The sequence below is a fragment of the Acidimicrobiales bacterium genome, from assembly GCA_016794585.1.
Lineage (GTDB): Bacteria > Actinomycetota > Acidimicrobiia > Acidimicrobiales > DATDAH01 > JAEUJM01.
In genome coordinates, this window is sequence record JAEUJM010000009.1 from 98,566 (window position 1) to 123,998 (window position 25,433).

The 25,433-nt window shown below is 72.6% G+C and carries 20 protein-coding genes; 6 read left to right on the plus strand and 14 right to left on the minus strand.

Going from position 1 to position 25,433, the window contains the following annotated elements; translation table 11 throughout:
* Window positions 1-64 precede the first annotated feature (64 nt).
* From JNK12_03665 to JNK12_03675, 3 genes are read right to left on the minus strand one after another with little or no spacing between them, the layout of a single operon-like run.
* Window positions 65-2,944, minus strand: a complete 2,880-nt coding sequence (locus JNK12_03665) for an ATP-binding cassette domain-containing protein (GenBank protein MBL8774998.1) — start codon at window positions 2,942-2,944, stop codon at window positions 65-67.
* Window positions 2,944-5,190 (minus strand): MFS transporter, encoded by a 2,247-nt coding sequence (locus JNK12_03670; protein ID MBL8774999.1) that lies wholly within the window; start codon window positions 5,188-5,190, stop codon window positions 2,944-2,946. The genes JNK12_03665 and JNK12_03670 overlap by 1 nt, the downstream gene beginning before the upstream one ends.
* A gap of 36 nt (window positions 5,191-5,226) precedes the next feature.
* On the minus strand, window positions 5,227-6,549 hold the full coding sequence (locus JNK12_03675; GenBank protein ID MBL8775000.1) for an ABC transporter substrate-binding protein: 1,323 nt from the start codon (window positions 6,547-6,549) through the stop codon (window positions 5,227-5,229).
* A gap of 156 nt (window positions 6,550-6,705) precedes the next feature.
* Between JNK12_03675 and JNK12_03680 the strand changes: the two genes are divergently transcribed.
* Window positions 6,706-9,303, plus strand: a complete 2,598-nt coding sequence (locus JNK12_03680; protein MBL8775001.1) for a family 78 glycoside hydrolase catalytic domain — start codon at window positions 6,706-6,708, stop codon at window positions 9,301-9,303.
* Between the two features lie 61 nt (window positions 9,304-9,364).
* On the opposite strand, the gene JNK12_03685 is transcribed toward JNK12_03680, so the two are convergent.
* Window positions 9,365-10,699 carry an amidohydrolase gene (locus JNK12_03685; protein ID MBL8775002.1) on the minus strand — a complete coding sequence of 445 codons (1,335 nt, stop codon included), beginning with the start codon at window positions 10,697-10,699 and terminating at the stop codon, window positions 9,365-9,367.
* Entirely contained in the window at window positions 10,696-11,442 is a 747-nt protein-coding gene (locus tag JNK12_03690; GenBank protein ID MBL8775003.1) for an SDR family oxidoreductase, read from the minus strand. The genes JNK12_03685 and JNK12_03690 overlap by 4 nt, the downstream gene beginning before the upstream one ends.
* A 101-nt stretch (window positions 11,443-11,543) precedes the next feature.
* Here JNK12_03690 and JNK12_03695 point away from each other — a divergent pair, with 101 nt between their 5' ends.
* The gene (locus JNK12_03695; protein MBL8775004.1) at window positions 11,544-12,323 is read left to right on the plus strand and encodes an SDR family NAD(P)-dependent oxidoreductase; all 780 of its coding nucleotides are present in this window, start codon (window positions 11,544-11,546) and stop codon (window positions 12,321-12,323) included.
* Window positions 12,324-12,378: 55 nt separating this feature from the next.
* On the opposite strand, the gene JNK12_03700 is transcribed toward JNK12_03695, so the two are convergent.
* Window positions 12,379-12,969, minus strand: coding sequence for a TetR family transcriptional regulator (locus JNK12_03700; GenBank protein ID MBL8775005.1), 591 nt, complete (start codon window positions 12,967-12,969; stop codon window positions 12,379-12,381).
* A gap of 125 nt (window positions 12,970-13,094) precedes the next feature.
* Between JNK12_03700 and JNK12_03705 the strand changes: the two genes are divergently transcribed.
* Window positions 13,095-14,294, plus strand: a complete 1,200-nt coding sequence (locus JNK12_03705; GenBank protein MBL8775006.1) for a cytochrome P450 — start codon at window positions 13,095-13,097, stop codon at window positions 14,292-14,294.
* An 82-nt stretch (window positions 14,295-14,376) separates the two neighbouring features.
* Here the strand turns inward: JNK12_03705 and JNK12_03710 are convergent, their stop codons facing one another.
* From JNK12_03710 to JNK12_03720, 3 genes are read right to left on the minus strand one after another with little or no spacing between them, the layout of a single operon-like run.
* The gene (locus JNK12_03710) at window positions 14,377-14,964 is read right to left on the minus strand and encodes a hypothetical protein (GenBank protein ID MBL8775007.1); all 588 of its coding nucleotides are present in this window, start codon (window positions 14,962-14,964) and stop codon (window positions 14,377-14,379) included.
* 9 nt (window positions 14,965-14,973) lie between these two features.
* The gene (locus JNK12_03715; GenBank protein ID MBL8775008.1) at window positions 14,974-16,236 is read right to left on the minus strand and encodes a hypothetical protein; all 1,263 of its coding nucleotides are present in this window, start codon (window positions 16,234-16,236) and stop codon (window positions 14,974-14,976) included.
* Between the two features lie 3 nt (window positions 16,237-16,239).
* Complete coding sequence (locus JNK12_03720) at window positions 16,240-17,445, minus strand: SPFH domain-containing protein (GenBank protein ID MBL8775009.1); 1,206 nt, start codon at window positions 17,443-17,445, stop codon at window positions 16,240-16,242.
* A 122-nt stretch (window positions 17,446-17,567) separates the two neighbouring features.
* On the opposite strand from JNK12_03720, the gene JNK12_03725 reads away from it, so the two are divergent.
* Together JNK12_03725 and JNK12_03730 are read left to right on the plus strand one after the other, a co-directional pair.
* On the plus strand, window positions 17,568-17,801 hold the full coding sequence (locus JNK12_03725; GenBank protein ID MBL8775010.1) for a hypothetical protein: 234 nt from the start codon (window positions 17,568-17,570) through the stop codon (window positions 17,799-17,801).
* Window positions 17,798-18,091 carry a type II toxin-antitoxin system PemK/MazF family toxin gene (locus tag JNK12_03730; protein ID MBL8775011.1) on the plus strand — a complete coding sequence of 98 codons (294 nt, stop codon included), beginning with the start codon at window positions 17,798-17,800 and terminating at the stop codon, window positions 18,089-18,091. The genes JNK12_03725 and JNK12_03730 overlap by 4 nt, the downstream gene beginning before the upstream one ends.
* Window positions 18,092-18,133: 42 nt before the next feature.
* Here JNK12_03730 and JNK12_03735 read toward each other — a convergent pair whose 3' ends face one another.
* From JNK12_03735 to JNK12_03755, 5 genes are all read right to left on the minus strand, one after another.
* Window positions 18,134-19,300 (minus strand): thiolase domain-containing protein, encoded by a 1,167-nt coding sequence (locus JNK12_03735; GenBank protein MBL8775012.1) that lies wholly within the window; start codon window positions 19,298-19,300, stop codon window positions 18,134-18,136.
* A complete protein-coding gene (locus JNK12_03740) occupies window positions 19,297-20,403 on the minus strand; it encodes a lipid-transfer protein (protein MBL8775013.1) in 1,107 nt (368 codons plus the stop codon). The genes JNK12_03735 and JNK12_03740 overlap by 4 nt, the downstream gene beginning before the upstream one ends.
* A 2-nt stretch (window positions 20,404-20,405) precedes the next feature.
* On the minus strand, window positions 20,406-21,308 hold the full coding sequence (locus JNK12_03745; GenBank protein ID MBL8775014.1) for an OB-fold domain-containing protein: 903 nt from the start codon (window positions 21,306-21,308) through the stop codon (window positions 20,406-20,408).
* Between the two features lie 201 nt (window positions 21,309-21,509).
* Complete coding sequence (locus tag JNK12_03750) at window positions 21,510-22,472, minus strand: alpha/beta hydrolase (protein ID MBL8775015.1); 963 nt, start codon at window positions 22,470-22,472, stop codon at window positions 21,510-21,512.
* A gap of 54 nt (window positions 22,473-22,526) precedes the next feature.
* Window positions 22,527-24,260, minus strand: a complete 1,734-nt coding sequence (locus JNK12_03755; protein MBL8775016.1) for an amidohydrolase family protein — start codon at window positions 24,258-24,260, stop codon at window positions 22,527-22,529.
* Window positions 24,261-24,385: 125 nt separating this feature from the next.
* Here JNK12_03755 and JNK12_03760 point away from each other — a divergent pair, with 125 nt between their 5' ends.
* Window positions 24,386-25,426, plus strand: coding sequence for a TIGR03857 family LLM class F420-dependent oxidoreductase (locus tag JNK12_03760; protein ID MBL8775017.1), 1,041 nt, complete (start codon window positions 24,386-24,388; stop codon window positions 25,424-25,426).
* Window positions 25,427-25,433: the final 7 nt, after the last annotated feature.

Here is a 25,433-nt window from a genome sequence, read left to right on the forward strand (position 1 = left end):
CCCGTGGCGCCGCCGGAGCGCCAAGGGTGCGCCACAGCCGCGCGCTCGGCGCCGGACCCCCGCATCAGGCGCCCGAGGGCTCTGGCTCAGGACCAGGGTCTGCCGTGGGGTCGGCCGCGATCGCCCCGCTGCGGGCGATGGCCCGCTCGTCGGTGCCCAGGTAGCTGGCGACGACGACGGGGTCGTTGCGCACGCTGACCGGGTCGCCCTCCGCGATCACCTTGCCCAGCTCGAGGCAGTACACCCGGTCGCTCATGCCCATGATCAGGGGCATGTCGTGCTCGATCACGAGCATCGAGGCGCCGAGCTGGCGGCGGATCTCGACGAGCAGCGGCCCCATGGCCTCGGCCTCGCGCTGGGCGACACCGGCGGTGGGCTCGTCGAGGCAGAGCACGCGGGCATCCAGGGCCAGCAGGCCGGCGAGCTCGACGATGCGGCGGGTGCCGGTGGAGAGCGACGCCACGGGCTGGTCGGCGTAGCGGCCGAGGCCCAGGAAGTCGATGAGCTCGGCGGCGTCGGACCGCTTGCGCCGCTCGGCGCGCGCCGCCCGGGGGGAGAAGAGCGAGACCTCGAGCAGGCTCGTCCGGCCCCGCGCCTCGAGCGCGACCTGAACCGCCTCCCGCACGGTCAGCTCGGGGAAGAGCCGCGCCGCCTGGAAGGTGCGGCCGAGGCCCAGCCGGGACCGGGCCGCGGCCGACTTCCCGTGCACCGGGGTGCCGAGCAGCTCGATCGTCCCCGTGGCCGGCACGAAGCCGCCGATCGCGTTCATGAGCGTCGACTTGCCGGCGCCGTTCGTGCCGATCAGGCCGACGATCTCGCCGGGGCGGACCACCAGGTCGATGGCGTCGTTGGCGACCAGTCCGCCGAAGTGCACGCCCACCGCTGTGCACCGCAGCGCCTCGGCAGCCTCCACCGGGGGACGGGTGGTGCGGCCGACGGCCGCGGGTGGCGCGGTCGTCGCCTTCTCGGCGAGCGGGAGGCGGCGCTCCAGCCAGTCGTACAGCCCGCTCCGCAGCCGGTGGACGAGGTGCACGAGCCCGCCCGGGAAGTAGAGGAGCAGCACCAGCAGGCCGATGCTCGACGCCAGCAGCGGGAACAGGTCGTTGTCGGGGAACAGCGCGGGCAGGCCGATCACCCACAGCGCGCCGACGACGGCGCCGGCGGTCGAGCCCATGCCGCCGATCACGACCATGGCGACGAGGCTGAGCGAGAACTCCACGGTGAAGAAGGACTCGTTGTACGGGATCTGCTGGGTGGCGCCGCCGAGCAGCACGCCGCCGAGACCGGCGATCATCCCCGACAGGGCGAACGCCCGGAGCTTCACGAACCCCGGGTGCACGGTGTACGCCGCCGCGCTGTCGGGGTTGTCCCGCACCGCGAGGGTGACCCGACCGACCCCCGAGCGGCGCAGGCGGCCGAGCAGGGCGATGATCACGACGAGCACGGCGAGGGTCAGCAGGTAGTAGCTGCGCTGCTCGCGCAGGTCGACGCCGAAGAGGTCGCCGCGGAGGAACGGGACCGACGACGCGTTGCCCCCGCTGAAGATCTCGAGGCGGAACAGCCAACTCTCCGCGGCGATGGCGAAGGCGAAGGTGGTGACTGGCAGCATGAGGCCCCGCACCCGGAGCGCCCCGGCGCCGATGACGACGGCGAACAGGGCGGCCGTCAGCGCACCGAGCACGAGCGCGCCGGCGAAGGGCAAGGCGTAGAGCTCGACGTACACGAGGCGCCGGCCGGCGACCACCCAGTCCACGACGAGGCCCCGTGCGAGGGCGGCACCCGTGAATGCCCCCACCCCTGCGAGGGCCATCTGGCCGAGGGACAGCTGGCCGGCCCAGCCGGTCAGCACCGTCAGCGACAGCGCGCAGATCGCGAAGGCGGCGATCGTCGTGTAGAGCAGCTGGCGCGACGGTTCGGTGACCACGAACGGCACCGCCAGTGCCACGGCGAGCAGCACGAGCAGCACGATCCGGTCGAGGTGGCGCACCCACCAGATCCCGCGCAGGCGCTCGGGCAACGAGCGCACCTGAGGGGCGTAGGTGTACTGCGAGGGAACGTCGATCGACCCGGTCTCGAGCCGGCCCTGGACCGCGACGGCGACGAGCACGGTGACGAGCAGGGCCAGCTCGGTCATGCCGGGCTGGTCGAGCGAGTTGAAGCGCACCAGCGACTCGCCCACCCCGATCACCACGGCGGCGGCCAGGGCGACCCGGAACGACTCGAAGCGGGCGATCAGCGCGGCGATCAAGGCTCGCAGCAGGGTCGCCGAGCCCACGCCCTGGAGGCCGAGGGTCGTGCCGTCCAGACCGGTGCGCATGATGATCGCGGCGGTCGACAGGGCGCCGGCGAGGGCCCAGACGATGGTGGACAGGACCTTCGGGTTGATGCCGCGCAGGCGGGCGAGGTCCGCGTCGCCGGCGGCGGCCCGGACGGTGCGACCCAGCGGGGTGCGCCCGAGGAAGAGGCCGAGGGCGACGGCGATGACCGGGGCGGCCACGAGGATGACGAGCTGAGGTCCGGCCACCTCGATGTCACCCAGGGTCCACGTCGAGGAGCTCACCTGCGGCCAGGGGAGCCGCTCGCCGACGACGTCGGGGTAGGCGTTGAGGATGAGCAGGGACAGCTGGGCCACGCCGATGGTGGCCACGAGCAGGATGACCCGCGGCGCCTTGAAGAGCCGGCGGACCACGACGAGCTCGACGACCGCGCCGTAGAGCGTGCCGACGCCGAGCGCGATGGCGAGCGAGAGCCAGAACGGGATGCCGTACTGGACGTCGCACAGCACGAACAGGCCGGCGCCGACGAGGCCGATGTTGCCGGCGGCGAAGTTCACGACCTTGGCGGAGCGGAACACGAGCACGAGGGCCATGGCCAGCAGGCCGTAGACGAGGCCCTGGATCAGCCCGTCGAACAGGACCTGCGGGGTGTAGAGCGAGGCGAGCATCAGCCGCCCTCGGCGCCGAGGAACACCGCCCGCACCAGGTCGTCGCGCGCCACCAGGTCGGCGATGGGACCCTCGAAGCGAACGTGCCCCTTCTCGAGGAAGACCGCCCGGTCGGCCACCGCAGCGGCGACGTTGAGCGACTGTTCGACCACGATGATCGTCATCTCCCGCTCACGTAGCTGGTTCATCACCCCGACCAGGCGCTCGACGACGACGGGGGCGAGGCCGAGCGACAGCTCGTCGATCATCAGCACGTCGGGCTCGCAGGCGAGCACGCCGGCGAGGGCGAGGAGCTGCTGCTCGCCTCCCGAGAGCGACGACGCGAGCTGGCCCTGGCGTTCGGCCAGCTCGGGGAACAGCTCGAGGGAGGCGGCGATGCGGCGCTCGACGCCGGCGCGATCCTTGCGGTGGTTCCAGGTGGCCATGTCGAGGTTCTCGCGAACCGTCATGTCGCCGAACACGCTCTTGCCGCCTGGCAACAGGAGCAGGCCCAGCCGGGTGCGCTGCTCGGGCGAGACGAAGGTGATCGACCGGCCGTGGTGGCGGATGGCGCCCCGCGACGGTGTGCCCAGGCCGGCGATGGCCCGCAGGATCGTCGACTTGCCGGCGCCGTTCGTGCCGAGCAGGGCGAGGGTCTCGCCCCTGTGGACTTCGAAGCCGACGTCGAAGAGCACCTGCACCGTGCCGTAGGCCACGTCGACGTGGCTGACCTGCACGGCGGGGACGTTCTCCTGGTCGGCGCGGAGGCGCTCGAGCTCGGCCTTCTCCTCCTTGAGCTCGTCGACGATCATGGCCAGATCGCCGTGGATGTAGGTCGAGCCCCGGAGCAGCAGGAGGCCACCGGCGAGCGACGACGGCAGGGCGATCAGGGTGATGGTGAGGCGGGGGCCGTAGGCGTCGATGAGCAGCGCCGAGAGCAGCGCCCCACCGACCGCGCCGATGAAGAACAGGTAGATCGAGCCGAGCGCGGCGCCGACGGCCCGCAGCTGGTACGGCACCACGGTGAGGAGCAGCGGGCTCACGCACGCGAAGGCACTCGACAGCAGCACGGCCGGAAAGATCGACCAGAGCGCGAACGTCACCGGGTTCGGCATGAAGAACTGGATGGGCGTGAGGAGGGCCGTGGGCAGGATCAGCCAGGCCAGCAGGCGCAGGGCCCGGGCCGGGTCCTTGTGGTACGACGCGTCGTAGGCCCGGCCCACGAGCGGCAGGGCGATCAGCACCGCCACGCCACTGACGAAGGCGACCGCGCCGCGACCGAACGAGCCGAGCCCGTACTCCTCCTCCAGGAAGATGTTGCCGACGACGGGCACGGTGAACAGACCGAAGCCGAGGGCGGCGAAGGCGAACACCGCCGAGCGGATGGTGCCGATCTGGAGGAGCCGGGCGAAGGTCGCCTCCATCGAGATCGGGACGGGCGTCTCCTCCTCGACCACCTCGCCGAGGACGTCCTGCTTCTCGAACTGGCCCCGAGGCGGTTCGGGGAGGCGGAAGGCCAGCCAGGCGAGGGCGGCCACGGGCAGGGCGAGGACGATGAACGCCCAGCGCCATCCTGCCGGTCCACCGGCGATTGCGGCCACGGCGCCGACCGCGAGAGGGCTGATCGTGCCCACCACCCGGCCCGTGGTGAGCGTGATCGCGTTCATGCGGCCGCGAGTCGCGATCGGGTACTGGTCGGCGAGGAGCGAGCCGTGGACGACGAGGGTGTTCGACTTCGCCATGCCCACGCCCATCCGGGTGAGGAAGAGCATGAAGGCGTTGACCGCCAGGCCCGACAGGGCGACGAACCCGGCGAACGCGAAGCTGGCGATTCCGATGATGCGGCCGCGGTTGAAGCGGTCGGCCAGCCAGCCCATGGGGACGGCGCCGAGCACGAGGAACGCCGACGCCGCCGTGACGATGAACACGATGGTGCCGTTGCTGACGTGGAGGGAGTCGCGGATGTCGGGCGCGAGGGTGCCGAGTGCCGCGGACTCCAGCTCGTCGAGCGAGTTCAGGAGGGTGAGGACCACGATGGTGAAGGTGCCACCGACGCGCAGCGCGTCCTTGAGCCGCAGGTCCTCGCTGACGCCCGGTAGCTCGGCGGTCTCGACCGCCGGCCGCTCGTCGACCTCGGCCCGGCGGTCGGCCTCGAGGTCGAGGACGGCGCCGGCGAGCGCGGCGGCGTCCCCGGGCGTGGTGGCAGGCCCGGGGCGCACGTCGGCGGCGGCCGCGCCCGAGGGCTCGTCGGGCGGCGCGTCCGTCACGGTTCGGCTGGGTCGAGTCGGCTCGCTCGGCCGGGGCTACGAGGCGGGCTCGAACTGACGGGTGTCGATGTCGAACTCGTACCGGAACAGCGGTCGGTCACCATCGGTGCTCGGCGGCGGCCCGTAGTGGAACGGCTCGGGCTCACCGGGCAGTTCGATGTCGCCCAGGTTGTAGCCCGCAGTCTGGAAGGTGCCGTAGTTCAGGTCTTCGCCCGCGCCGTCGAGGATGGCGCTCAGCAGGGCGAGTTGCTGGCAGGCGGCCAGCGACGAGACGATCTGGTTGGGCTCGCCCTCGCCGACCTGCGACGGCGGCACGATCTCGAGGCCGGCGTCGCGGGTCACGTCGAGGCAGGTCTCGGTGATGCCACCCAGCTCCAGGTAGGCGTCGGGCGGGCCGTAGACACCGACCCCGACGGCGCCCTCGAACACCGAGGCGTCGTGGGTGGTGTCGCGGGCGTAGGCGTTGACGGCGTTGGTGCTGTTGAAGGCGACCTGGGGCGAGTAGTCGGAGCCCTCCAGGCCCTCGCTGACCACGGCGGCGGTGCCCGAGCCCAGGGCGAGGACCGTGTCGGCGTCCGACGCCTCGAAGCGCTGGAAGATCGTCTGGGCCTCCGCCGCCACCTGGTCGGGGTCGAGCGAGCTGTCCGCCGCCGCGGTCTCGACCACGTCGATGCCGGCGTCCTCGAGCACGGGCTGGATCCGGTCCTCGTAGAGGGTCTGGTCGACGTCGGTGTACAGCACGGCGAGCGACTGGTCGGTGGTGAGGTCGCCGTTGTCGATGAGGGTCTGCACGCCGTCGACCTGGGAGTCGGAGCTCACGTCGTAGGCGAACCAGGGGGCCCGGGCCTGCGCGAGGCGCTCGTCGGTCATCTCGCCGCCGATGACCGCGGTCTCGTTGACGTTCACGTAGCACAGGACGCTTTCGCCGTAGAAGAGACCGATGGCGACGAAGACCTGGTCGTCCTGGGTGAGCTGGGTGCAGGTGTCGTCGGTGGAGGTGGGGCTCGACGGGTCGACCGGCGCGAACGACAGCTCCAGCTGGCGGCCGTGGATGCCGCCGCGAGCGTTGATGTCGTCGGCCACGGCCTGGTAGGCGCCCTCGTAGTCGCCGTGGTTGATGTTCACGGCATCGCCGAGCGCCTCGAAGTCCGGGTAGGTCACGCCCACTTTGAGCGTGTCGTCGGTGACGCCGGGAGCCCGGTCGTCGACGATGGGCGCGACGGTGTCGGTGGTGCCAGTGTCGCCGCCGGCCGTCGCGGTGGTGGACGACGCGGCGTCGCCATCGTCGGGGTCGGTGGTCTTGCAGGCGGCGGCCAGCACCAGGAGGGCGGCGGCGAGCAGGACGGCGGACTTTCGCATGGGTGTTCCCCCCTTGGCCCGTATGGGACGGACGCCAGAATCTGAACGGACGTTAAACGGCGGGACACCAAGTATGCAAACGTTTGCGACCCAACCACTGACGTGCCAGCGTGGAGCCGGTGGTCGCGCCCGCACGGGTGAGGCCCGAACCCACCCATGACCCGACCCGATGACCTGCGAGTGGAGCACCGGGGCGCCGACGCGCTCGGCGTCGGGACGCCGACCCCCCGGCTCTCGTGGCGGCTGCCCGTCGGTGCCCGGGCGCAGCGGGCCTACGACGTCGAGCTCGCCGACGGTCGGGCGCAGCTGGTCGAGTCCGACCGTCACGTCCTGGCGACCTGGCCCTTCGAGCCGCTGGCGTCGCGCGCTCGGGTGTCCTGGCGGGTGCGGACCTGGACCGACGCGGGCGTGTCCGGCTGGTCGGCGCCGCACGCGTTCGAGGTGGGCCTGCTGGTGCCGGTCGACTGGTCGGCCCGGTGGGTCGCCGCCCCCGTCGACACCGAGCAGCCCGACGGTGGCCGCGCCCCGCACCTCCTTCGCCACGGGTTCACCCTGGACTCGGTCGGGGAGCCGGCCCGCCTGCACGCCACCGCCCACGGCGTCTACGAGACGTTCCTCAACGGGCGGCGCGTCGGCGACCACGAGCTGGCGCCGGGCTTCACCGACTACCCGACCACGCTGCACGTGCAGACCTTCGACGTGGCCGACCTGCTGGTCGCCGGCGAGAACATCTGGGAGGTGGTGGTCAGCGACGGCTGGTTCCGGGGGCGCCACGGCACCGCCCAGCGGCGGGACGGCTTCGGCACCCAGCTGGCCTTCCTCGGCCAGCTCGAGGCGGGCGACCTGCGGGTCGTGACGGGAGACGGGTGGCAGGCGACCACCACCGGGCCGATCCGCTCGGCCGACCTGATGGCCGGCCAGGTCGAGGACCGGCGCGTCGCCGCCACCGGTTGGCGTCCGGCACTCGTCACGGACCACGACCTCGGCGCGCTCCGGGCCTCGCCGGCGCCGCCGGTGCGCCGGGTCGACGAGCTACGGCCGGTCTCGGTCCGCGCGATCGGGCCCGACCGCCACGTCGTGGACCTGGGCCAGAACATCACGGGCTGGCTGCGCCTCGCCGACCTCGGGCCCGCCGGCACCGAGCTCACCCTCGTCCACGGCGAGGCCCTCGACCCCGCCGGCGACGTGACCACCGAGAACCTGCGCGTGAGCGACGAGGTCCTCGACCAGGTCGACCAGGTGGCGTCGGCCGGCGTGCCCGGCGACGTGTTCGAGCCGCGCCACACCGTCCACGGCTTCCAGTACGTCCGGGTCGAGGGCCACCCCGGCCCGCTCACGCCCGACGACGCCGTGGGCGTGGTGGTGCACACGGACCTCGAGCGCACGGGCTGGTTCCGGTGCAGCGACGACCGCATCAACCGTCTCCACGAGATCGCGACCTGGAGCTTCCGCGACAACGCGTGCGACATCCCCACCGACTGCCCCCACCGCGAGCGCTCCGGGTGGACCGGCGACTGGCAGCTGTTCCTGCCGAGCGCGGCCTTCCTCTACGACGTGGCCGGCTTCTCCACCAAGTGGCTGCGGGACCTCGCCGCCGAACAGCTGCCCGACGGCCTGCTGCCCAACTACGTGCCCGACCCCCGGCGCTCGGCCGCCGTCGCCACGGGCGACCTGACCTGGTTCGGGATGCTCGGGTCGGCCGGGTGGGGGGACGCCTGCGTGCTGGTGCCATGGGACCTCTACCGGCTCTACGGCGACGAGCAGGTGCTGGCCGAGCTCTGGCCGGCGATGGTCGGCTGGCTCGACTACGCCGCGAACGCCGCTCGCACCCGTCGGCACCCCGCCCGCGCCGAGGCCCGACCCGAGCCGGCACCGCACGAGGCGTTCCTCTGGGACGGCGGCTGGCACTGGGGCGAGTGGTGCGAGCCGGCGACCGGCGGCGAGCCCTTCTACGTCGCGGACCAGGGGATGGTGGCGACGGCGTACCTCCACCACACCGCGGCGCTGGCCGCCCGCATCGGGCGCCGGCTGGGCCACGACGACCGGGCCGCGGCGTTCGACGAGCTGGCCGAGGGGGCGCTCGCCGCCTGGCGGGCCGAGTACCTGGCCGACGACGGCACCCTCGTCCCCCAGACCCAGGCCGAGCACGTGCGGGCCCTCGCCTTCTCGCTGGTGCCCGAGGCCTCGCGGTCCGCGGTCGCCACCCGTCTCGTCGAGCTGATCCGGGCCGCCGGCACCCACCTGGGCACAGGCTTCCTCGCCACCCCCTCCCTGCTGCCGGTCCTCGCCGACGCCGGCCACCTCGACGTGGCCTACGAGCTGCTGTTCCAGGACACCCCGCCGTCGTGGCTGGCGATGGTCGACCGGGGCGCCACGACGATCTGGGAGTCGTGGGAGGGCGTCGACGACGAGGGTGTCGCCCACGAGTCGCTCAACCACTACTCCAAGGGCGCGGTGATCGACTTCCTCCACCGCTACGTGGCGGGTCTCCGCCCCTCGGACGGCGAGGGCCCCGACGAGGTCGCCTACCGCCGCTTCCGGGTCGAGCCCCGTCCCGGCGGCGGCATCACCTGGGCCGAGGCGGCGCACGACTCGCCGTACGGCCTCATCGAGGTGGCCTGGCGGGTCGAGGGCGACGAGCTCGCGCTCACCGTGACGGTGCCGCCGGGTACGTCCGCCGAGATCACGCTGCCCGATGGCCGCGTCCTCGACGTCGGCCCCGGCCGGAGCGGGCACCGCAGCCCGCTGCCCTGACGCCCGGGCCGCCGGTGACGCCGGTGACGCGGGGCGCCACGTCCTGCTGGTACCCGGGACGTCAGGCCCAGCCGCCGGCGCCCGTCCGGAAGGCGGTCACGCTGCCCTCGGGGGGCACGGCGTCGATGGGGGTGGCCAGCTCGGCCGCGGTGGGCGCCCCGATGTCGGCGGCGATGCCGGCGAGAGCGTCGCCGTCGAGGCCGTAGAGGTCGATCGCGTTCAGGCCGACCATGCGCCGCGCCGCCTCGACCGGCACGCCGCTGAAGGTGTTCCGGAGCGAGAGCTTGGAGACCGACGGCAGGTCCTCGCCCTCCCGCCACACGAAGGTGCCCTCGAGATGGGGGTAGTCCGATCCCCACAGCAACTGGCCCTCGAGGCCGTGGGCCACCGCCTGCTCCACCTCGTGGGGCGAGGCGAAGCTGGCGCCGTAGAAGACGTTGGCGGCCATGTACTCGCTGGGGGGCCGCGGCACCTGCTCGAGAAGCGCCCGGTTGAGGGGCTCGTCCCGCTTGGTGTCGTAGAAGCCCCACACCGCATCGAGCTCGGCGGCGGTGCTCGGGAACCAGTTGCCCGGTGTTTCGGTGATGACCAGCTTGAGCCCGGGGTGGCGCTCGAACACGCCGGCGAAGATCAGCCACCACACCGCTCGGCGAGAGGTGAAGCCGCCGGACTCGATCTGCAGGAGCGGGATGCCCTCGAGCTTCGAGTACCGGGCGTTGGTGCCGGCGCCCACGTGGGTGACGAGCGGCATGCCCCCCTCCTCGCAGGTGGCCCAGAGCGGCTCCCACTGCGAGCGGTTGTACTCGGGCAGGTCGCCGTCGCGCATGGCGGGGAAGTTGACGGCCCGGAGGCCGGCGTCGTGGGCCCACTCGACCTCGGCCACCGCGGCGTCGACGTCCCACATCGGCAGGTAGGCCAGGCCCACGTGGCGGTGGGGCGCCTGGGCCACGACGTCGGCGATCCAGCGGTTGTAGATCGCCATCCCGACCGCGGCCAGCTCGCGGTCGTCGAACGACCGCTCCTTGCCGAGGCCTTGGGGTACGAACGGGATCGGCTCCATGTTCATCGAGCCGTGGAACAACACGCCGGCGGCGATGCCGTCGTGGTCGTAGTCGGCCAGCCGGGCCGCGGGGTCGTGGTGACCCGGGGTGCGCAGGTTGGGGTGGTCGAGGTAGCCGCTGCCCGCCAGCATCTCGGCGGCGGCCTGCTTCTCGGCGGCGGTCGACGCGGCGAAGCGGTCGAAGGCGTCGAGGTGGGCGGCGGGGCAGTAGGCGCGCAGGTCCTCGACGAGTCGGGGCCCGATGTGGGTGTCGTTGGAGATGACGACGACGGGGTCGGCGGTGGCGGCCGCACCGCCACTGCCGGTGTGGACGGCGTCGACGGGCTCGGGGTTCACGGCGTGGTCGCCGTCAGTCCACCGTCGATCGGGATCACGGCACCGGTGAGGAACGGCGACCGGTCGGAGGCGAGGAAGCAGGCCAGCTCGGCGACCTCCTCGGGCTCGCCGGCCCGCCCCATCGGTGCGCCCTCCACCAGGGCCGGGAACTTCTCGATGGCCTCCCGTCCGCCCGACATCTCGGTGATGGTGAGACCCGGGCAGATCGCGTTGGCCCGAATGCCCTTGCGGCCGTAGTCGATGGCGGCCTGGCGGGTGAACTGGATGACCCCTGCCTTGGAGGCGCAGTAGATGGCGACCGGTGTCTTGGAGCCGTTCATGCCGCCGGTCGACGCCCAGTTGAGGATCACGCCACCGCCGGTCGGGAGCATCGTGCGGATGGCGTGCTTGGTGCCCAGCATCACGCCGAGAAGGTTCACGCCCATGATCCGGTGGAAGTCCTCGACGGTGACGTCGGCCATTCGCCCGACCCCGCCGATCCCGGCCACGTTCAGCGCGGCGTCGACCTTGCCGAAGGCCTCGAGCGCGGCGGCGAACATGGCCTCCACGTCCTCCTCCTTCGACACGTCGGCGTGGAACGGGACGAAGGCGTCACCGAGCTCCTCGGCGGTCTCCTGCTCCCGTCCGCTGATGTCGGCGCCGAGGACCTTCGCCCCCTCGCGCACGAAGACCTTCGCCGTGGCCCGGGCCATGCCCGAGCCCGCGCCGGTGATGACCGCGACCTTGCCGTCGAGTTCCCCCATGGCGACGTTGTACCCGAGTTCTAACGGTCGTTCAAGATTGACCCTGGCGGAGGGCGCGGATTAGAACGGCCGTTCAACGTCCGCGGACCGAGGGGGTCGCCGTGCAGCTCGAGGGACGGTCGGCGGTCGTCGCCGGTGGCGCCGGCGGACTCGGCAGCGCCACGGTCCACCGCCTCGTTGGCGCCGGGGCCGGCGTCGTGGTGCTCGACCCGGACGAGGAGCGGGCCGCGGTGCTGGTGGAGGCTCTCGGCTCCCGGTGCGCGGTGGTCGCCGGCGACAGCAACGATGACGATGCGGTCACCGCCGCCGTCGACGCCGCCCGGACGCTCGGCACCTTCTCGGTCGCGGTCAGCGCCACCGGGGTGGTCATCCCGAGCCGTCGCCTGGTGGGCCACGAGGGCACGGTGCTCGACAAGGAGGCGCTCCTCGCCAACCTGGAGCTGCACGTGGTCGGGCCCTTCAACCTCGCTCGGCTGGCGGCGGCCGCCTTCGCCGGCAACGAGCCCGACGGCGACGGCCAGCGCGGCGTGATCGTCCAGACGGCGTCGATCAGTGCCTTCGACGGCCAGGTGAACATGGTCCCGTACGCCGCGGCCAAGGGCGCGGTGGCATCGATGGTCCTGCCCATGGCCCGTGACCTCGCGCCGCTCGGCGTCCGGGTCTGCGCCATCGCCCCAGGCGCGTTCGCCACCCCGCGTCTCTCGTCGCCGCAGGTGCAGGCGATGCTCGTCCAGGACGTCGCCTTCCCCAAGCGGGTGGGCCGCCCCGAGGAGTACGCCGCGCTGGTGCTCGCCATCGTCACCAACCCGTACCTGAACGCCGAGGTCCTGCGCATCGACGGCGGCGCCCGCCTCGGCCCCGAGATGCGCCCGTCCGGCTGACTGCCCCCGACAACCCGCGGTTGGTTGGGTGGGGGTGGGGGTGGGGGTGGATGGATCAGCTGCGGCGGCGGGTCTCGAGACCGGCGAGGAAGCGGTCCATCGCCGCCGCGGCCTCGTCGGCCCGGGTGGCGTAGCCGGCAGCCTGGTCCGTCACCACGCCGAAGGCCAGGCCCTGCATGGCGGCGGCGACGAGCACGGGTGGGACGTCGTCGGGGTCGATGCCGTACTGGGGCAGCAGGTCCTGCAAGCGGGCGACCTGCATCTCACGCACGTCGTGGGCGATCTCGCCGACGACCTCGCGCAGGGCCGGCCGGTGGTTGGCCGCGGCGAGCAGCTCGACGAACAGCGCCGTGCCCCGCTGGTCCGACACGAGCGACCACCAGGTGCGCAGCGGCTCGGGTGAGTCGAGCACCTCGGCCATACGCTCGACGGTGCGCTCCGAGCGTCGGGTCAGCACGCCGACGAACAGGTCGTCGATGGTGGCGAAGTAGTAGTGGAGGTGCGGCGGCTGGATGCCCACACGCCCCGCCACGCTCCGCGAGCTGACCGCGGCGTAGCCCTGCTCGAGGATGACCTCCTCGGCGGCATCGAGGATGCGCTGGCGCTTCGCTTCGGTCGACGCCCGGGGTCGACGCGTCGTGGTCATGCCCCCTTGCTAGTCCGGCAGCCGAGTGGCGACCGAACTTGTAACGAACGTTAAAATTCAGTAGAACGAGGACCGATCGACGCCGCCGCCCCTCGGGGCGTCGGCCACGCCGAGGGGGAGTGCCGATGACCACCGTCGAGACGACCGACGTCTACTACGACCCGTACGACGTCACGATCAACGCGGACCCGTATCCCACCTACGAGCGACTCCGCGAGGAGGCGCCCGTCTACTACAACGAGCGCTACGACTTCTGGGCCTTGAGCCGCCACGCGGACGTGGAGAAGGCGCTCGTCGACTGGCCCACGTTCTCGAGCACCCGCTCGGACATCCTCGACATCATCAAGGCGGGCGTCGACCTGCCGGGCGGCGTGATCATGTTCGAGGACCCGCCGACGCACACGATGCACCGCAGCCTGCTGTCGCGGGTCTTCACCCCGAAGCGCATGGCCGCGCTGGAGGACCAGGTCCGGGCTTACTGCATCGCCTGTCTCGACCCGCTGGTCGGCGCGGATGGGTTCGACATCATCTCCGAGCTGGCGTCCGAGCTGCCCATGCGGGTGATCGGCATGCTCCTGGGCATCCCCGAGCAGGACCAGGTGGCGGTGCGGAACAAGACCGACGCCAACCTGCGAACGGTCCCGGGTGAGCCCATGGACGTCCGCCAGGAGAACGTGGCCAGCGGCGACATGTTCACCGACTACATCGACTGGCGGATGACCCACCCGTCCGACGACCTCATGACCCAGCTCCTCACCGCCGAGTTCGAGGACGAGGACGGCACCACCCGCACCCTCACCCGGGACGAGGTGCTGACGTACACGGCCGTGCTCGCCGGCGCCGGCAACGAGACCACCGGGCGCCTGATCGGCTGGCTGGCGAAGGTGCTGGCCGAGCACCCCGACCAGCGGCGCGAGATCGTCGAGGACCGCTCCCTCATCCCCAAGGTGATCGACGAGACCCTGCGCTTCGAGCCCACCGGCCACGCCACCGCCCGCTTCACCATGCAGGACTTCGAGGCCCACGGCGTGACCATCCCGGCCGGCAACCCGGTGCTGCTGATCGCTGCGTCCGCCAACCGGGACCCCCGGCACTGGGACCGCCCCGACACGTACGACATCCACCGCGAGGACGTCGCCCACCTCACCTTCGGGTTCGGCCTCCACTTCTGCCTCGGCGCCAGCCTCGCCCGCCTCGAGGGTCGGGTGGCGCTCGATGAGCTGCTCAACCGCTTCCCCGAGTGGGACGTGGACCACGACGCCATGCGCCTCGCCCCCACGTCCACGGTCCGCGGCTGGGAGACCCTCCCCATCGTGTTGCCCTGATCGCCGTCCGGCGGTCGCCGGCGTAGGACGACCGGGCGACGAATCGATCAGGCCGATCCCGATCGGGATCGGTCGCCGATGATCAGAGGTCCGCTCCGGGGAGAGAGGACTGGGTCGGGGGGGCCGGGATCCCAGGGTCGGTGGTGGGGACGCCCCTTACGCTGGCGTCGGCGTCGGCGTCGGGGGCCGGTTCGAGGTCGGGGGATTCGGTCGGGGCGAGGGCCGGGTCGGGCGCGCTCGCCGGTGGCTCGAGGGCGGCGGGACCGGTGCCGGCCACGAGGTCCGCAGCAGCCTGCTCCATCGCCGCCACCTCCTCCTCGACGAGCGCCAGCGGCTCGTCGCGTACCCGCTCGGGCAGCGCCGCGGCGGCGATCAGCCGCTCGTCGACGGCGGCGACCTGCTCCTCCAGCTCGACCCGCGCCTCGAGCCTGCCGGTGCCCTCCTCGAGGAGAGGATGGGCCCGGAGCGAAGCCACGACGTCGACGAGTCGACGGTGGAGGCGAGCCTCGGGTGTGTGGGCACCGGCCCACTCGGCCGGCGCGGCCGTGGGGCGCCCGGGGATGACCTCGTTCCCGGCGCGGTAGTCCCGCCGCGCTCGGATCGCGAGCGCCGCCGCGCCCGCGAGCCCGGCAGCCACGACGAGGATCCCGGCGAGGACGACCAGGCTCATCGCCGCGACCTACCCCGCGAACAGCGCGACGAGGATGCCGATGACGACGATCGCGGCGACGACCATCGCGGCGATCTTGACCTTGCTCCACGGGTAGTCGCCGTGGACCTCGCCGGTGGCTCCGTTGATGAAGGTCTGGAAGGGCTTGCCCTGGTAGCGGATGGTCAGGAGCCAGATCGGCAGCAGCAGGTGCTTGAAGCTGAGGTCCTGGAAGTCGGTGTCGACCCGCTCGACCCGCTGCTTGTCGCCCCCGATGTCGCGGCGGACGGTCTCCTGGATGGTCGCCTTCATGCGGTTCTGGGCCTCGCCGAAGCACTCGCCGACGTCGTTGTCGTAGGTGCGGCAGAGGTGACCGGCGAGGAACTCGGGGGAGAACGGCTGGGCCGAGGCCGTCGGCCATGGCTCGAGGTCGTGGACGTGATCGGGGTCGAACCCGTCGTTGGCGAGGACCGTGAGATCGTCGAACTCGTTCTGGACGTGCCCGGACACCGAGTGCCAGCGAGTGCGCGTCTCGGTACGGCGGTTGTCGCCGCTGCCGACCTGCACCGTGTAGTCCTCGCCGCGCTGGCCGGTGTAACGGGTGTGGGCGTCGGCGTCGTAGGTGAAGTAGGCCGCGTAGACGCTCGCGAAGGAGCCCTTCTCGTGGTACTTCTTGAACTCGCCCGGGGCCAGCCAGCGGGACTTGATCCAGCCGTCGATGGCGGCCTTCGCCTGCTTGGCGTCCACCTGGAACGGCAGCACCCCGTCGACGGCCAGCCGATCCGGCGCCTCGTGCACGTCCTCGCGCTGGATCGGGGTGGCGCAGTACGGGCACCGGGTCGACGTGAGGCTGCCGGTGAAGGTGGTGTGGCCGCCGCAGTTCTGGCACACCACCTCCTTCTCGCCTTCGATGCGCTGGCTCAGGCGGTTCGCGGCGCCCGAGCGCAGCGACGCCATGGCCGCGTGGAGGTCTTGTTCGACCACCGCCTTGCCCGCGGTCTCGACGACGTCCTGCTGGTGGCCGCAGGCCGGGCAGCCCAGCCTCTGCGCCGAGATGTCGAACACCAGCTCACCGCCGCAGCTCGGGCACGGGTAGGTGCGGGTCTGCTCGGTGACGTGGTGAAGCGCCGGATCCGGCGCCGCGGGGGAGGGAGCGGGCGGCGGTGACGGCGGCGTCTGCTGCGCGACCGGAGGCGGCGGCGGGGGTGGGGGAGGCGGTGCCTGGCCCGGGACCGGCGGCGGGGTGGCGGGCTGGTTCGGGAGAGGCGGGGGCGCGGGGGCGTCGGCGGCCATGGTTCAGCCCTCCGGAGGGGCGGGAGGGGGCGGCGGGGTGCCCCCGGCGGGTGGTGCCGGCGGCGGCATCGGAGGCGGGGTGGAGAACAGCGGAGCGAGCGCGGGCACGGTGCCGGCAGCCGCCCACGCGGCCATGCCTTCGGTCCACACCAGGCTGCTCGCGTTGACCTGGCCGTTGGCCACGCCGGCGCGGATCTGGTCGACGCTGAACGGCCCCGACGACTGGCCACCCATCTCGACGTGGAAGAGCGCCTGGCCAGGCAGCGGGGGCGGGCCGGCGGGAGCCGCGCCGCCCCCTCCACCGGCGCCGGCCGCCGGTGCCATCGCGTTGCCCAACTGGTTTGCCATCTGACCGGCCATGGCCACCCCCATGCCGATCTGCATCGCGTCGCCCATGGTGCTGCCACCGGGGTTGTTGGCCGCGGCGACCATGGCCTCGGCGGCGGCGCCCTGCTGGAGGCGCTCCATGGGGCCCACGTTGTCCAGGTAGCCGGCCTGCTCGACGCCGCGGGCGACGCCGCGGGTCATGGCCTGGGTGATCTCCTCGGGGAGGGAGATGGTCATCGTGATCGAGTCGATGGCGAGGCCGTACTCGTCGTCGACCCGTTCGGCCACGAACTCGCGGAGCTTCTCGGCCAGCTCGATCTGGTGGCCCTGGAGGTCGATGGCGCCGAGGCCCGACTCGGTCACCATGTCGGCGAAGGCCAGCGCGATCACCCGACGGAGCAGCTCGGTGACCTCGTCGATCTCGACGGCACTGTCGGTGCCGATGACCTCGCGGAGGAACACCTCGGGGTCGGCGATCTTGACGACGCACATCCCGTTGGCGCGGACCTGCACCATCTTGAAATCGGGGTCGCGGACCGTGACCGGCTGCGGGGTGCCCCAGAGCAGGTCGGTGACGGGCCGGGTGTTGAGGAAGTACACCTCGCTGCGGAAGGGGCTGTTGAAGCCGTGCTCCCAGCCCTGGAGAGTGCCGAGGATGGGGAGGTTCTCGGTCTTCAGCTCGTAGTTGCCCGGCTCGAAGCTGTCGGCGAGCTTGCCGCGGTAGACGAAGACCGCCCGCTGGCCCTCGCGGACGATGAGCTGCGCGCCGTTCTTGATCTCGTTCTGGTAGCGAGGGAACCGCCACGCCAGCGTCGAGCGCGAATCGTCGACCCACTCGATGATGTCGACCAATTCGCCCTTGAGCTTGTCCATCAGTCCCACGGTGTGTCTCCCCGGCTCGGTGCTGTCGGCCACGGGTGGGCCGCCCTCCGCTTCCGTATCATTGCCGACCGCAGCACCCGGCGCGGCCGGGCCTACTCCTGCGGTCGGTATACTGCTGGTATATGGGGTCGACCACGATCAAGCTCAGCACCGACACCCGGGACCGGATCCGGGCGCTGGGTGGCGACACCTACGAGGAGACCATCGTTGAGGCCCTCGACGCGCTCGAAGCGGACCGCTTCTGGGCGCAGGCGGAGGCCGCGGCGGCGCATCGGGCCACGCTGAGCCGAAGCGAGCGTGCGTCGCGTGCCGCCAGCGAGGCGGAGGTCGATGCTGCCTTCGACGGCGTCGGATGACCGACGCCGGCGACATCCACCTCGCCGATCTGAACGAAGAGCGCCGGCGTCACGTCCTCGTGGTGTCGAACCGCCGCTTCCACCAGTTGTCGGATCGTGTGCTCGTGGCGCCCGAGTTGCGGGGCGATCCCGACGACGTCGCGTTCCCTTGGCGCGTCGAGGTGGACGGCAGGGTGTTCGCCGTCGACCTGCTGCGCAGCCTGCCCGCCGACCGGCTGCTCGATCGCACCGACCGGGCCCCGGCGGCGACGATGGCCGCGGTGCGACGAGCCGTCCACACGATCACCTGAGCGGCCCGGACCTCCGTCCCGACCAGCGGGCGCTGGGCCCGGTCAGCCGAAGGGGTCGAGGCTGGCGCCCACGACCCACATGCTGAAGTACTGCGCCGACGCCCCGTAGGCCTGGGCCACGGCCACCTTGGCGCCGTCGACCTGGTGCTCGCCGGCCATGCCCCGCACCTGGAGGGCCGCCTCGGCGAAGCGCAGCAGGCCCGAGGCGCCGATGGGGTTGGATGAGAGCACGCCGCCGGACATGTTCACCGGGAACGAGCCGTCGAGCGCGGTGGCGCCGGACTCGACCAGCTGCCAACCCTCACCAGGCCCGGCCAGATGGTGGGCCTCCAGCCACATGGGCTCGTACCACGAGAACGGCACGTAGAGCTCGGCGCAGTCGATCTGCTCGCGGGGCCGGGTGATGCCGGCCTGCGCGTACACGTCGTCGGCACAGTCACGCGCGCCTTGGGGGAGGACGGGGTCACGGCCCGGGAACCCGAAGGGCTCGGAGCGCATGGCGGAGCCGAGCACCCACGCCGGCTGGCGCCCGTCGGCCGCCGCCGCCTCACCGCCGGCCTGGTCGGTGAAGACCATGGCGCAGGCGCCGTCCGACGAGGGACAGGACTCGAGGAAGCGAAGCGGGTCCCACATCATCGGCGAGGCCTTCACCGACTCGATGGAGATGTCCTCCAGGCGCAGGTGCGCGTACGGGTTCTTGAGCGCGTTCTGGCGGTCCTTCACCGCCACCATCGGGCCCACGTCGAGGGGCGCGCCCGAGCGCTGGATGTAGGAGCGGATGAACGGGGCGAACGCGCCACCGGCGCCGAGCGAGGCGCCCTTGCCCGAGCCCAGCGCGAACTGGGCGTTGCCCTCCGACTGCTTCTGGTAGCCGACGGCCAGCACGCGCCGGTGGCGGCCGGTCTCGACGAGGTGGCTGGCCACGATGCCGGTGGTACCGCCCACCGAGCCGGCGGTGTGGACCCGGAACATGGGCTTGCCGTGGGCCCCGAGCGCGTCCGTGAGGTAGAGCTCGGGCTTCATCACCCCCTCGAAGAGGTCGGGCGCCTTGCCGATGACCACGGCGTCGATGTCACCCCAGTCCATCTGGGCGTCGTCGAGGGCGCGTCGGGCGGCCTCGCGGACGAGGCCGCCGAGGGAGACGTCCCACCGCTTCTTCTTGTGGTGGGTCTGGCCGATGCCGACGATGGCGGCGGGTGCATGGCTCATGCCCGACCCCCTTCCAGGACACACACGAGGTTCTGTTGGAGGCACGGGCCCGAGGTCGAGTGGCCGACGGTGCGGCTCGCCCCCCGGTCCCGGATGGCGGCCGCGGCCTCGGCGATGCGGACCAGGCCGGTGGCCATGATCGGGTTGGCGGCCAGCGGCCCGCCCGACGGGTTGACCGTCACGGTCGGCGCCAGTCCGAGGGCCTCGACGAGGAGAGGCTCCTCGTGGGTGAACGCGGCCTGGAGCTCGGCCACGTCGACCGGGCCGTCGGCCACGCCCGCGGCCTCCGCCGCCTTGCGGGCGGACAGCGACCGGGTGAGGTCGCGCATGCCCGGGTAGTGCAGCTCGGCGCAGTGGGCGATGCCCGTGATCCAGACCGGGTTCTCGCAGACCGCCTTGGCCTTCTCGGCCCGGGCGATCACCACCGCGGCGGCACCGTCGGTGATGGGGGGCAGGTCGTGGCGGCGCAGCGGGGCCCGCACGGCGTCCTCGGCGAGCAGCTCGTCGACGTCGAACTCGCCGCTCACCTGGGCGTACGGGTTGGACTGGGCGTCGCGACGGCAGCGGGCCGCGATCTCGGCCAGCTGGCGCTCGGTGACGGCGCCGGCGGCCAGGACCGCCTGGGCCTGGAGGGCGGCGAGGCTGAGGGCGTCGGCGCCGAGCGGGGCCAGGTAGAAGGGGTCCATCTCCATCGGGTAGATGAGCGCCGGATCCGCGGTGGACGAACGGCCGGATCCCATGGCCAGGGCCACGTCCACCTCGTCGCCCATCAGGAGTCGGACGTAGGCCTCGTACAGCGCCCAGGCGCCGTCCATCTCGACGTGGCTGTCCCGCTTGGGCGGCCAGGCGCCGATGGCGTCGGTGTTCTGCACGAAGGAGAAGGCCTGGCCGGCGACGTAGTCGCAGCTGCCGGCGCAGGTGAAGCCAACGTCGGCGCGGGTCAGGCCGGCGTCGTCGAGGGCGTCGGTGACGACCTCGAGCAACAGCTGGGTCTCGGTCTTGTCGGTGTGGCGCACCATCGGGGTCTGCGCCCACCCGATGATGGCGATGTCGTCAGGGTGTTGGCCGGGAACGTGACTGCCCGGTGCGTGGTCGAGGGCCATCGCTAGCAGAGCCGGTTCACGAGGTCGGGATCGGTGGCGTCGGGCTCGCCGGTGGGGATCCAGCCGATGAGGCCCGCCTCCCGGGTGTCGCCGGCGCCGTCCTCCATCTCGGCGGCCGAGGCCCACACGGGGGCGAGGCGCATGCCCGTGCGGATGTCCTCGTTGGGCGTGTCGACGAGGGCCTGGTAGCTGAGCACCACGTCGGTGCCCTCGAGCAGGACGTGGACCCGGGCGAAGGGCTCGGTCTCGGTCTGCCCGGGGTACTGCACCGGGGTGACGATCGTGAAGCTGGTCGCCACCCCCTTCTGGGGCAGGTCGATCTCGTGCTCGGCGGTGAGGGCGATGGAGTCGACCGGGCAGTAGCCGCGCCCGCCCGTGTAGGTGCGCCCGCAGATCGGGCACTGCAGCCCGAGGAAGCGGCCCTCGGCGGCGGCGGCCTCGGAGCGGACCACGTTGTCGGGCACCGGGGTCGTGTAGGCGATCGACGCGTTGTAGCCCATCATCTCGACCGGTTCCCCGGCGCCCGCGCCGCCGCCCGACACCGGGTCCTCGCCGGGGACGAAGGCCTCGAGGTCGGTCAGGTGGCCACGCCGCTCGGCCCGCCACCGCGGCGCCACCCGCATGCCCACGCTCATGGCATCGGCGCGGCCGGCGTCGACCACGTGGATCAGGCCGGTGTCGGCGCCGTCGAGGCGCACGGTGGCGAAGGCGAAGGGGTGGGCGAGGGGGTGCTGCTCGGAGGGCTCGGCCACCCAGCACCACGACTCGACGGTGCCGGCGGGGCCGACGTCGACGAAGTCGTGGGCGAGCTCGGCGCCGGTCTCGGGGTCCCACTCGAGTGGCGGGCACAACACCCGGTCGCCGCTGCGGATCCCGATGAGGCGCTCTTCGGTCAGCGCGGTCATGAAGGCCCCCAGCACCGGCCCGAGGGACCGCTGGTAGGGGAAGGTGATGGTGCTCTCGACCACCGTGCTCAACGCGGGAACCCCCCGGTTCGACGAAACGACGTGACCGCCCCGACCACGGCCGGGCCCCGTCGGGCACCGGCGGCGGCGAGCATAGAGCAGGGTTCGGCCGACGTCGGGACCCGGGTCCTCACCCGTTGGTCAGGGGCGGAAGACCGCCGGCAGCAGGGCGTTGAAGACGTCGGCGCGCTCCCAGGGCAGGAAGTGACCGGCGCCGGCGACGACGAGAGGGCCGATGCGGTTCGTCCACGCCGCCTCGGCGTAGACGAGGAAGTCGGGTCCGATGACGTGGTCGTCGGCGCCGTAGAGCACGAGGGTCGGTACGTCGACGGCCTCCATGCGGGGGAGCTCGGCCATCGGTCGGCCGTGGGCGATCTGGTACGGCGCCCACGACGCCCGCAAGCAGGCCTCGTCGGCGAAGGGCTCGGTCTGGAAGTCGACCTCGGCGTCGGTGAACGAGCCTGGTGACGCCCAGAGCCGCGAGCGGAAGACCGATGCCACCCACAGGCGGCGGGCCTCTGACGTGGTGAGGATGGCGGCGAGCTCGTCGGGCTTGGCCCCCTGCCACTCCCGGTAGTCGCCCGTGGGCCCGTCCCGGAGGGCGGTGAAGGCCGAGAAATCGAGGCCGGCGGCGGTGTAGTCCGCGCCCATGGGCGGCACGGTGTTGAACGCGCAGTTGCCGGTGACGAAGCCGGGGTAGCGGTGGATGAGGTCGGTGGCGACCACTCCGCCGAGGTCGCCGGCCGCCACGACGCAGGCGTCGTGGCCCAGGTGCCCGGCGACCAGCGCGTGCACGTCGATGCTGTAGGTGGCGATGTCGTGGACGTCGTCGGGCGCCGGGCCGCTGTCGCCGATGCCCCGGAAGTCGGGGGCGATGACCTCGAAGCCGGCCTCGGCGAGGGCGGCGATGTTGCGCCACCAGATGCGCTTGGTCTCGGGGCAGCCGTGGAGCAGCAGCAGGGGCGTCCCGCCGGCGCCCTCGTGGACGTAGGCCAGCTCGGCGCCGGTCGGCAGCGCCGCTCGGTGGATGGTGAAGGCGTCGGCGGCCGGGGTGGGCGGCTGGGCCGGCCGGCGCGCGGGGTCGTAGTCGAGGGCGCCGCTCACGGGTCTGTCCTCCTGCTCGGCGTTCGGGTGTTCAGGGGTGGGTGCCGGGCGCGCTCAGCGGGCGCCGCGGACGAGGCGACCCGGTCGGGCGCCGGTCTCGACGCCGTCGGCGAACGTCACCACGCCGGACTTGATCGTGGCGACGTAGCCCTCGGCGCCCTGGACGATCCGCGATCCGCCGGCGGGCAGGTCATGGACGACCCGCGGCGTGCCGAGGCGGAGGCGGTCGAAGTCGATGACATTGAGGTCGCCGACCATGCCGGGTGCGACGACGCCGCGGTCGCCCAGGCCGTAGAGGCGGGCGGTGTCCTGGGTCTGCTTCTTGACCAGCAGCTCGAGGGGCAGGCGCTCACCCCGGGTGCGGTCCCGGCCCCAGTGGGTGAGCAGGAAGGTGGGCAGCGAGGCGTCGCAGATGACGCCGCAGTGGGCGCCGCCGTCGCCGAGGCCCGACGCCGAGCGCGGGTGCAGCAGCATCTCGCGCACGTGGTCGAGCGAGCCGTCGGCGTAGTTGAGCATCGGCAGGTAGAGCAGGCCCTCGCCGTCGAGCTCGAGCATGGCGTCGAGCGCGGTCTCGACCGGCGTGCGACCGGCCTGTGCCGCGATGGCCGCGAGCGAGCGCTCGGGGCCCGGCTCGTAGTCCGGTGGGTCGCCGAGCAGGAAGCTGTGCTCGGCGGCGTGCTGGAGGCGGGCCGCGGCCTCGGGGTCGGGCTCCCACTCGACGATGGCCCGGCGCACCTCGGGGTCGCGCAGGGCGGCCACGAGGTCGGCGCCGGCGACGCCGCGGGCCTTGAGGTCGGCGAAGGCGGGGATCGGGTCGAGGAAGGAGTAGGTGGTGTGCAGGCCCGAGAGCAGGCCGGTGGGGCGGGCCGCGACCTGCGGCCAGACGTCGGCGCCGGCCTCGGCCGCCGCCAGCGAGGCGTCCATCAGACCTCGCCAGAGCTCGGGGGCCGGGTCGACCTGCACCATGACGAAGGTGACCGGCCGGCCGATGGCGCCCGACAGCCGGCACATCCAGTCGACCTCCTGCTCGGGGGCGACGATGTCCTCGCCGGCCGAGCCCATCGGGGCCAGCTCGAAGATGCCGGTGTCGAGCTCGCCGAGCACCGCGCCGATGCCGAACAGCTCGTCCTCCGCGGCGAAGGTGCCGGGGACGGGGCGCCCGTCGATGGCCTGGTGGGCGATGGTGCGCGAGGTCGAGAAGCCGAGGGCGCCGGCGCGCACGGCGTCGCGGACGATGGCGGCCATGGCCTCGATGTCGGCCGGTGTCGCGGGCTCGTTGTCGGCGCCGCGCTCGCCCATCACGTAGGCGCGCACCGCTCCGTGCGCCACCTGGGTGCCGACGTCCATGGTCCACTGGCGCCGCTCGAGCGTGTCGAGGTACTCGGGGAAGCTCTCCCAGGTCCAGTCGATGCCCTCGGCCAGGGCCGTGCCGGGGATGTCCTCGACGCCCTCCATGAGGCCGATGAGCCAGTCGTGCTTGTCGGGCTCGGCGGGGGCGAACCCCACCCCGCAGTTGCCGGTGATGATGGTGGTGACGCCGTGCCACGCGGTGGGGGCGAGCACCTCGTCCCAGGTGACCTGGCCGTCGTAGTGGGTGTGGATGTCGACGAAGCCCGGCGTGACGAGCAGGCCGTCGGCGTCGATCTCGCGGGCGCCGCGGGGGACCTCGACATCGACGTCGGGCCCCACCGCGGTGATGCACCCGTCGCGCACCACCACGTCCGACCGTTCGGCCGGCCGACCGGTCCCGTCGACCAGCGTGCCGTTGCGGATGATCACGTCGTCCACGTCGTCTCCCCCTGTCGTCGCCACCGGCGCGGCGACCGACGGCACCCTACCGCTGGTCACCGCCGGCCTCGGCGGCGTCGGGTACGGTCCGCCCGCCCACCTCCGTCCCGTCATCAGGGAGCGCCATGACCGACCGTCTCGACGACCTGGGCTTCTACCTCCTGGCCGGCGGCGCCACCTCGCCGGCGGCGCTGCTCGACGAGGCGCGGGAGGGTGAGGCCCTCGGACTGGGAACGGCGTTCATCTCGGAGCGCTACAACGTGAAGGAGGCGGCCACCCTGTCGGGCGCCGCCGGCGCGGTGACCTCGGAGGTGCGCATCGCCACCGCGGCCACGAACCACAACACCCGCCACCCGCTCGTCACGGCATCACACGCGATGACCATGCACAAGCTGACCGGCGGTCGCTACGTGCTCGGGCTCGGCCGGGGCATCCCCCTGATGCAGGACGCCTTCGGCATCCCCCGCATCACCACCGCCCAGATGGAGGACGCGGTCGGTCTGCTGCGTCGTCTCTGGAAGGGCGAGGTGATCCTCGGCCACCGAGGACCGGCGGGCTCGTGGCCGGTGCTGCACCTCGGGTCCGAGTTCGACGAGGACATCCCCGTGCTGCTCGTGGCCTTCGGCCCGGAGTCACTGAAGCTCGGCGGCCGGGCCTTCGACCACGTCGTCCTGCACACGTTCTTCACCGACGAGACCACCGAGCGGGCGGTGCGCACGGTGAAGGACGCCGCCGAGCAGGCCGGCCGGGACCCTGCTTCGGTCACGGTCTGGTCGTGCTTCGCCACCGTCGGCGACCACCTCCCCGAGGACGTACGGCTGCGCAAGACGGTCGGTCGCCTGGCGGGGTACCTCCAGGGCTACGGCGACCTCCTGGTCGCGACCAACGGATGGGACCCGGCGCCGCTCGCCGCGTTCCGGGCCGACCCGGTCGTGGGCTCGTTCGCCGGCGCCATCGACCAGAAGGCCACCACCGACCAGCTCGAGCACATCGCCACGCTCCTTCCCGACGAGTGGCTGGCCTCGGCGGCGACCGGGACCCCCGAGCAGTGCGTCGCCGCCATCGGCGGTCAGTTCGGGCTCGGTGCGGACGCGGTGATCCTGCACGGAGCGAGCCCCGCCGAGCTGGCGCCGATCGTCGAGGCGTACCGGGGGACCGCCGACTGACCCGCAG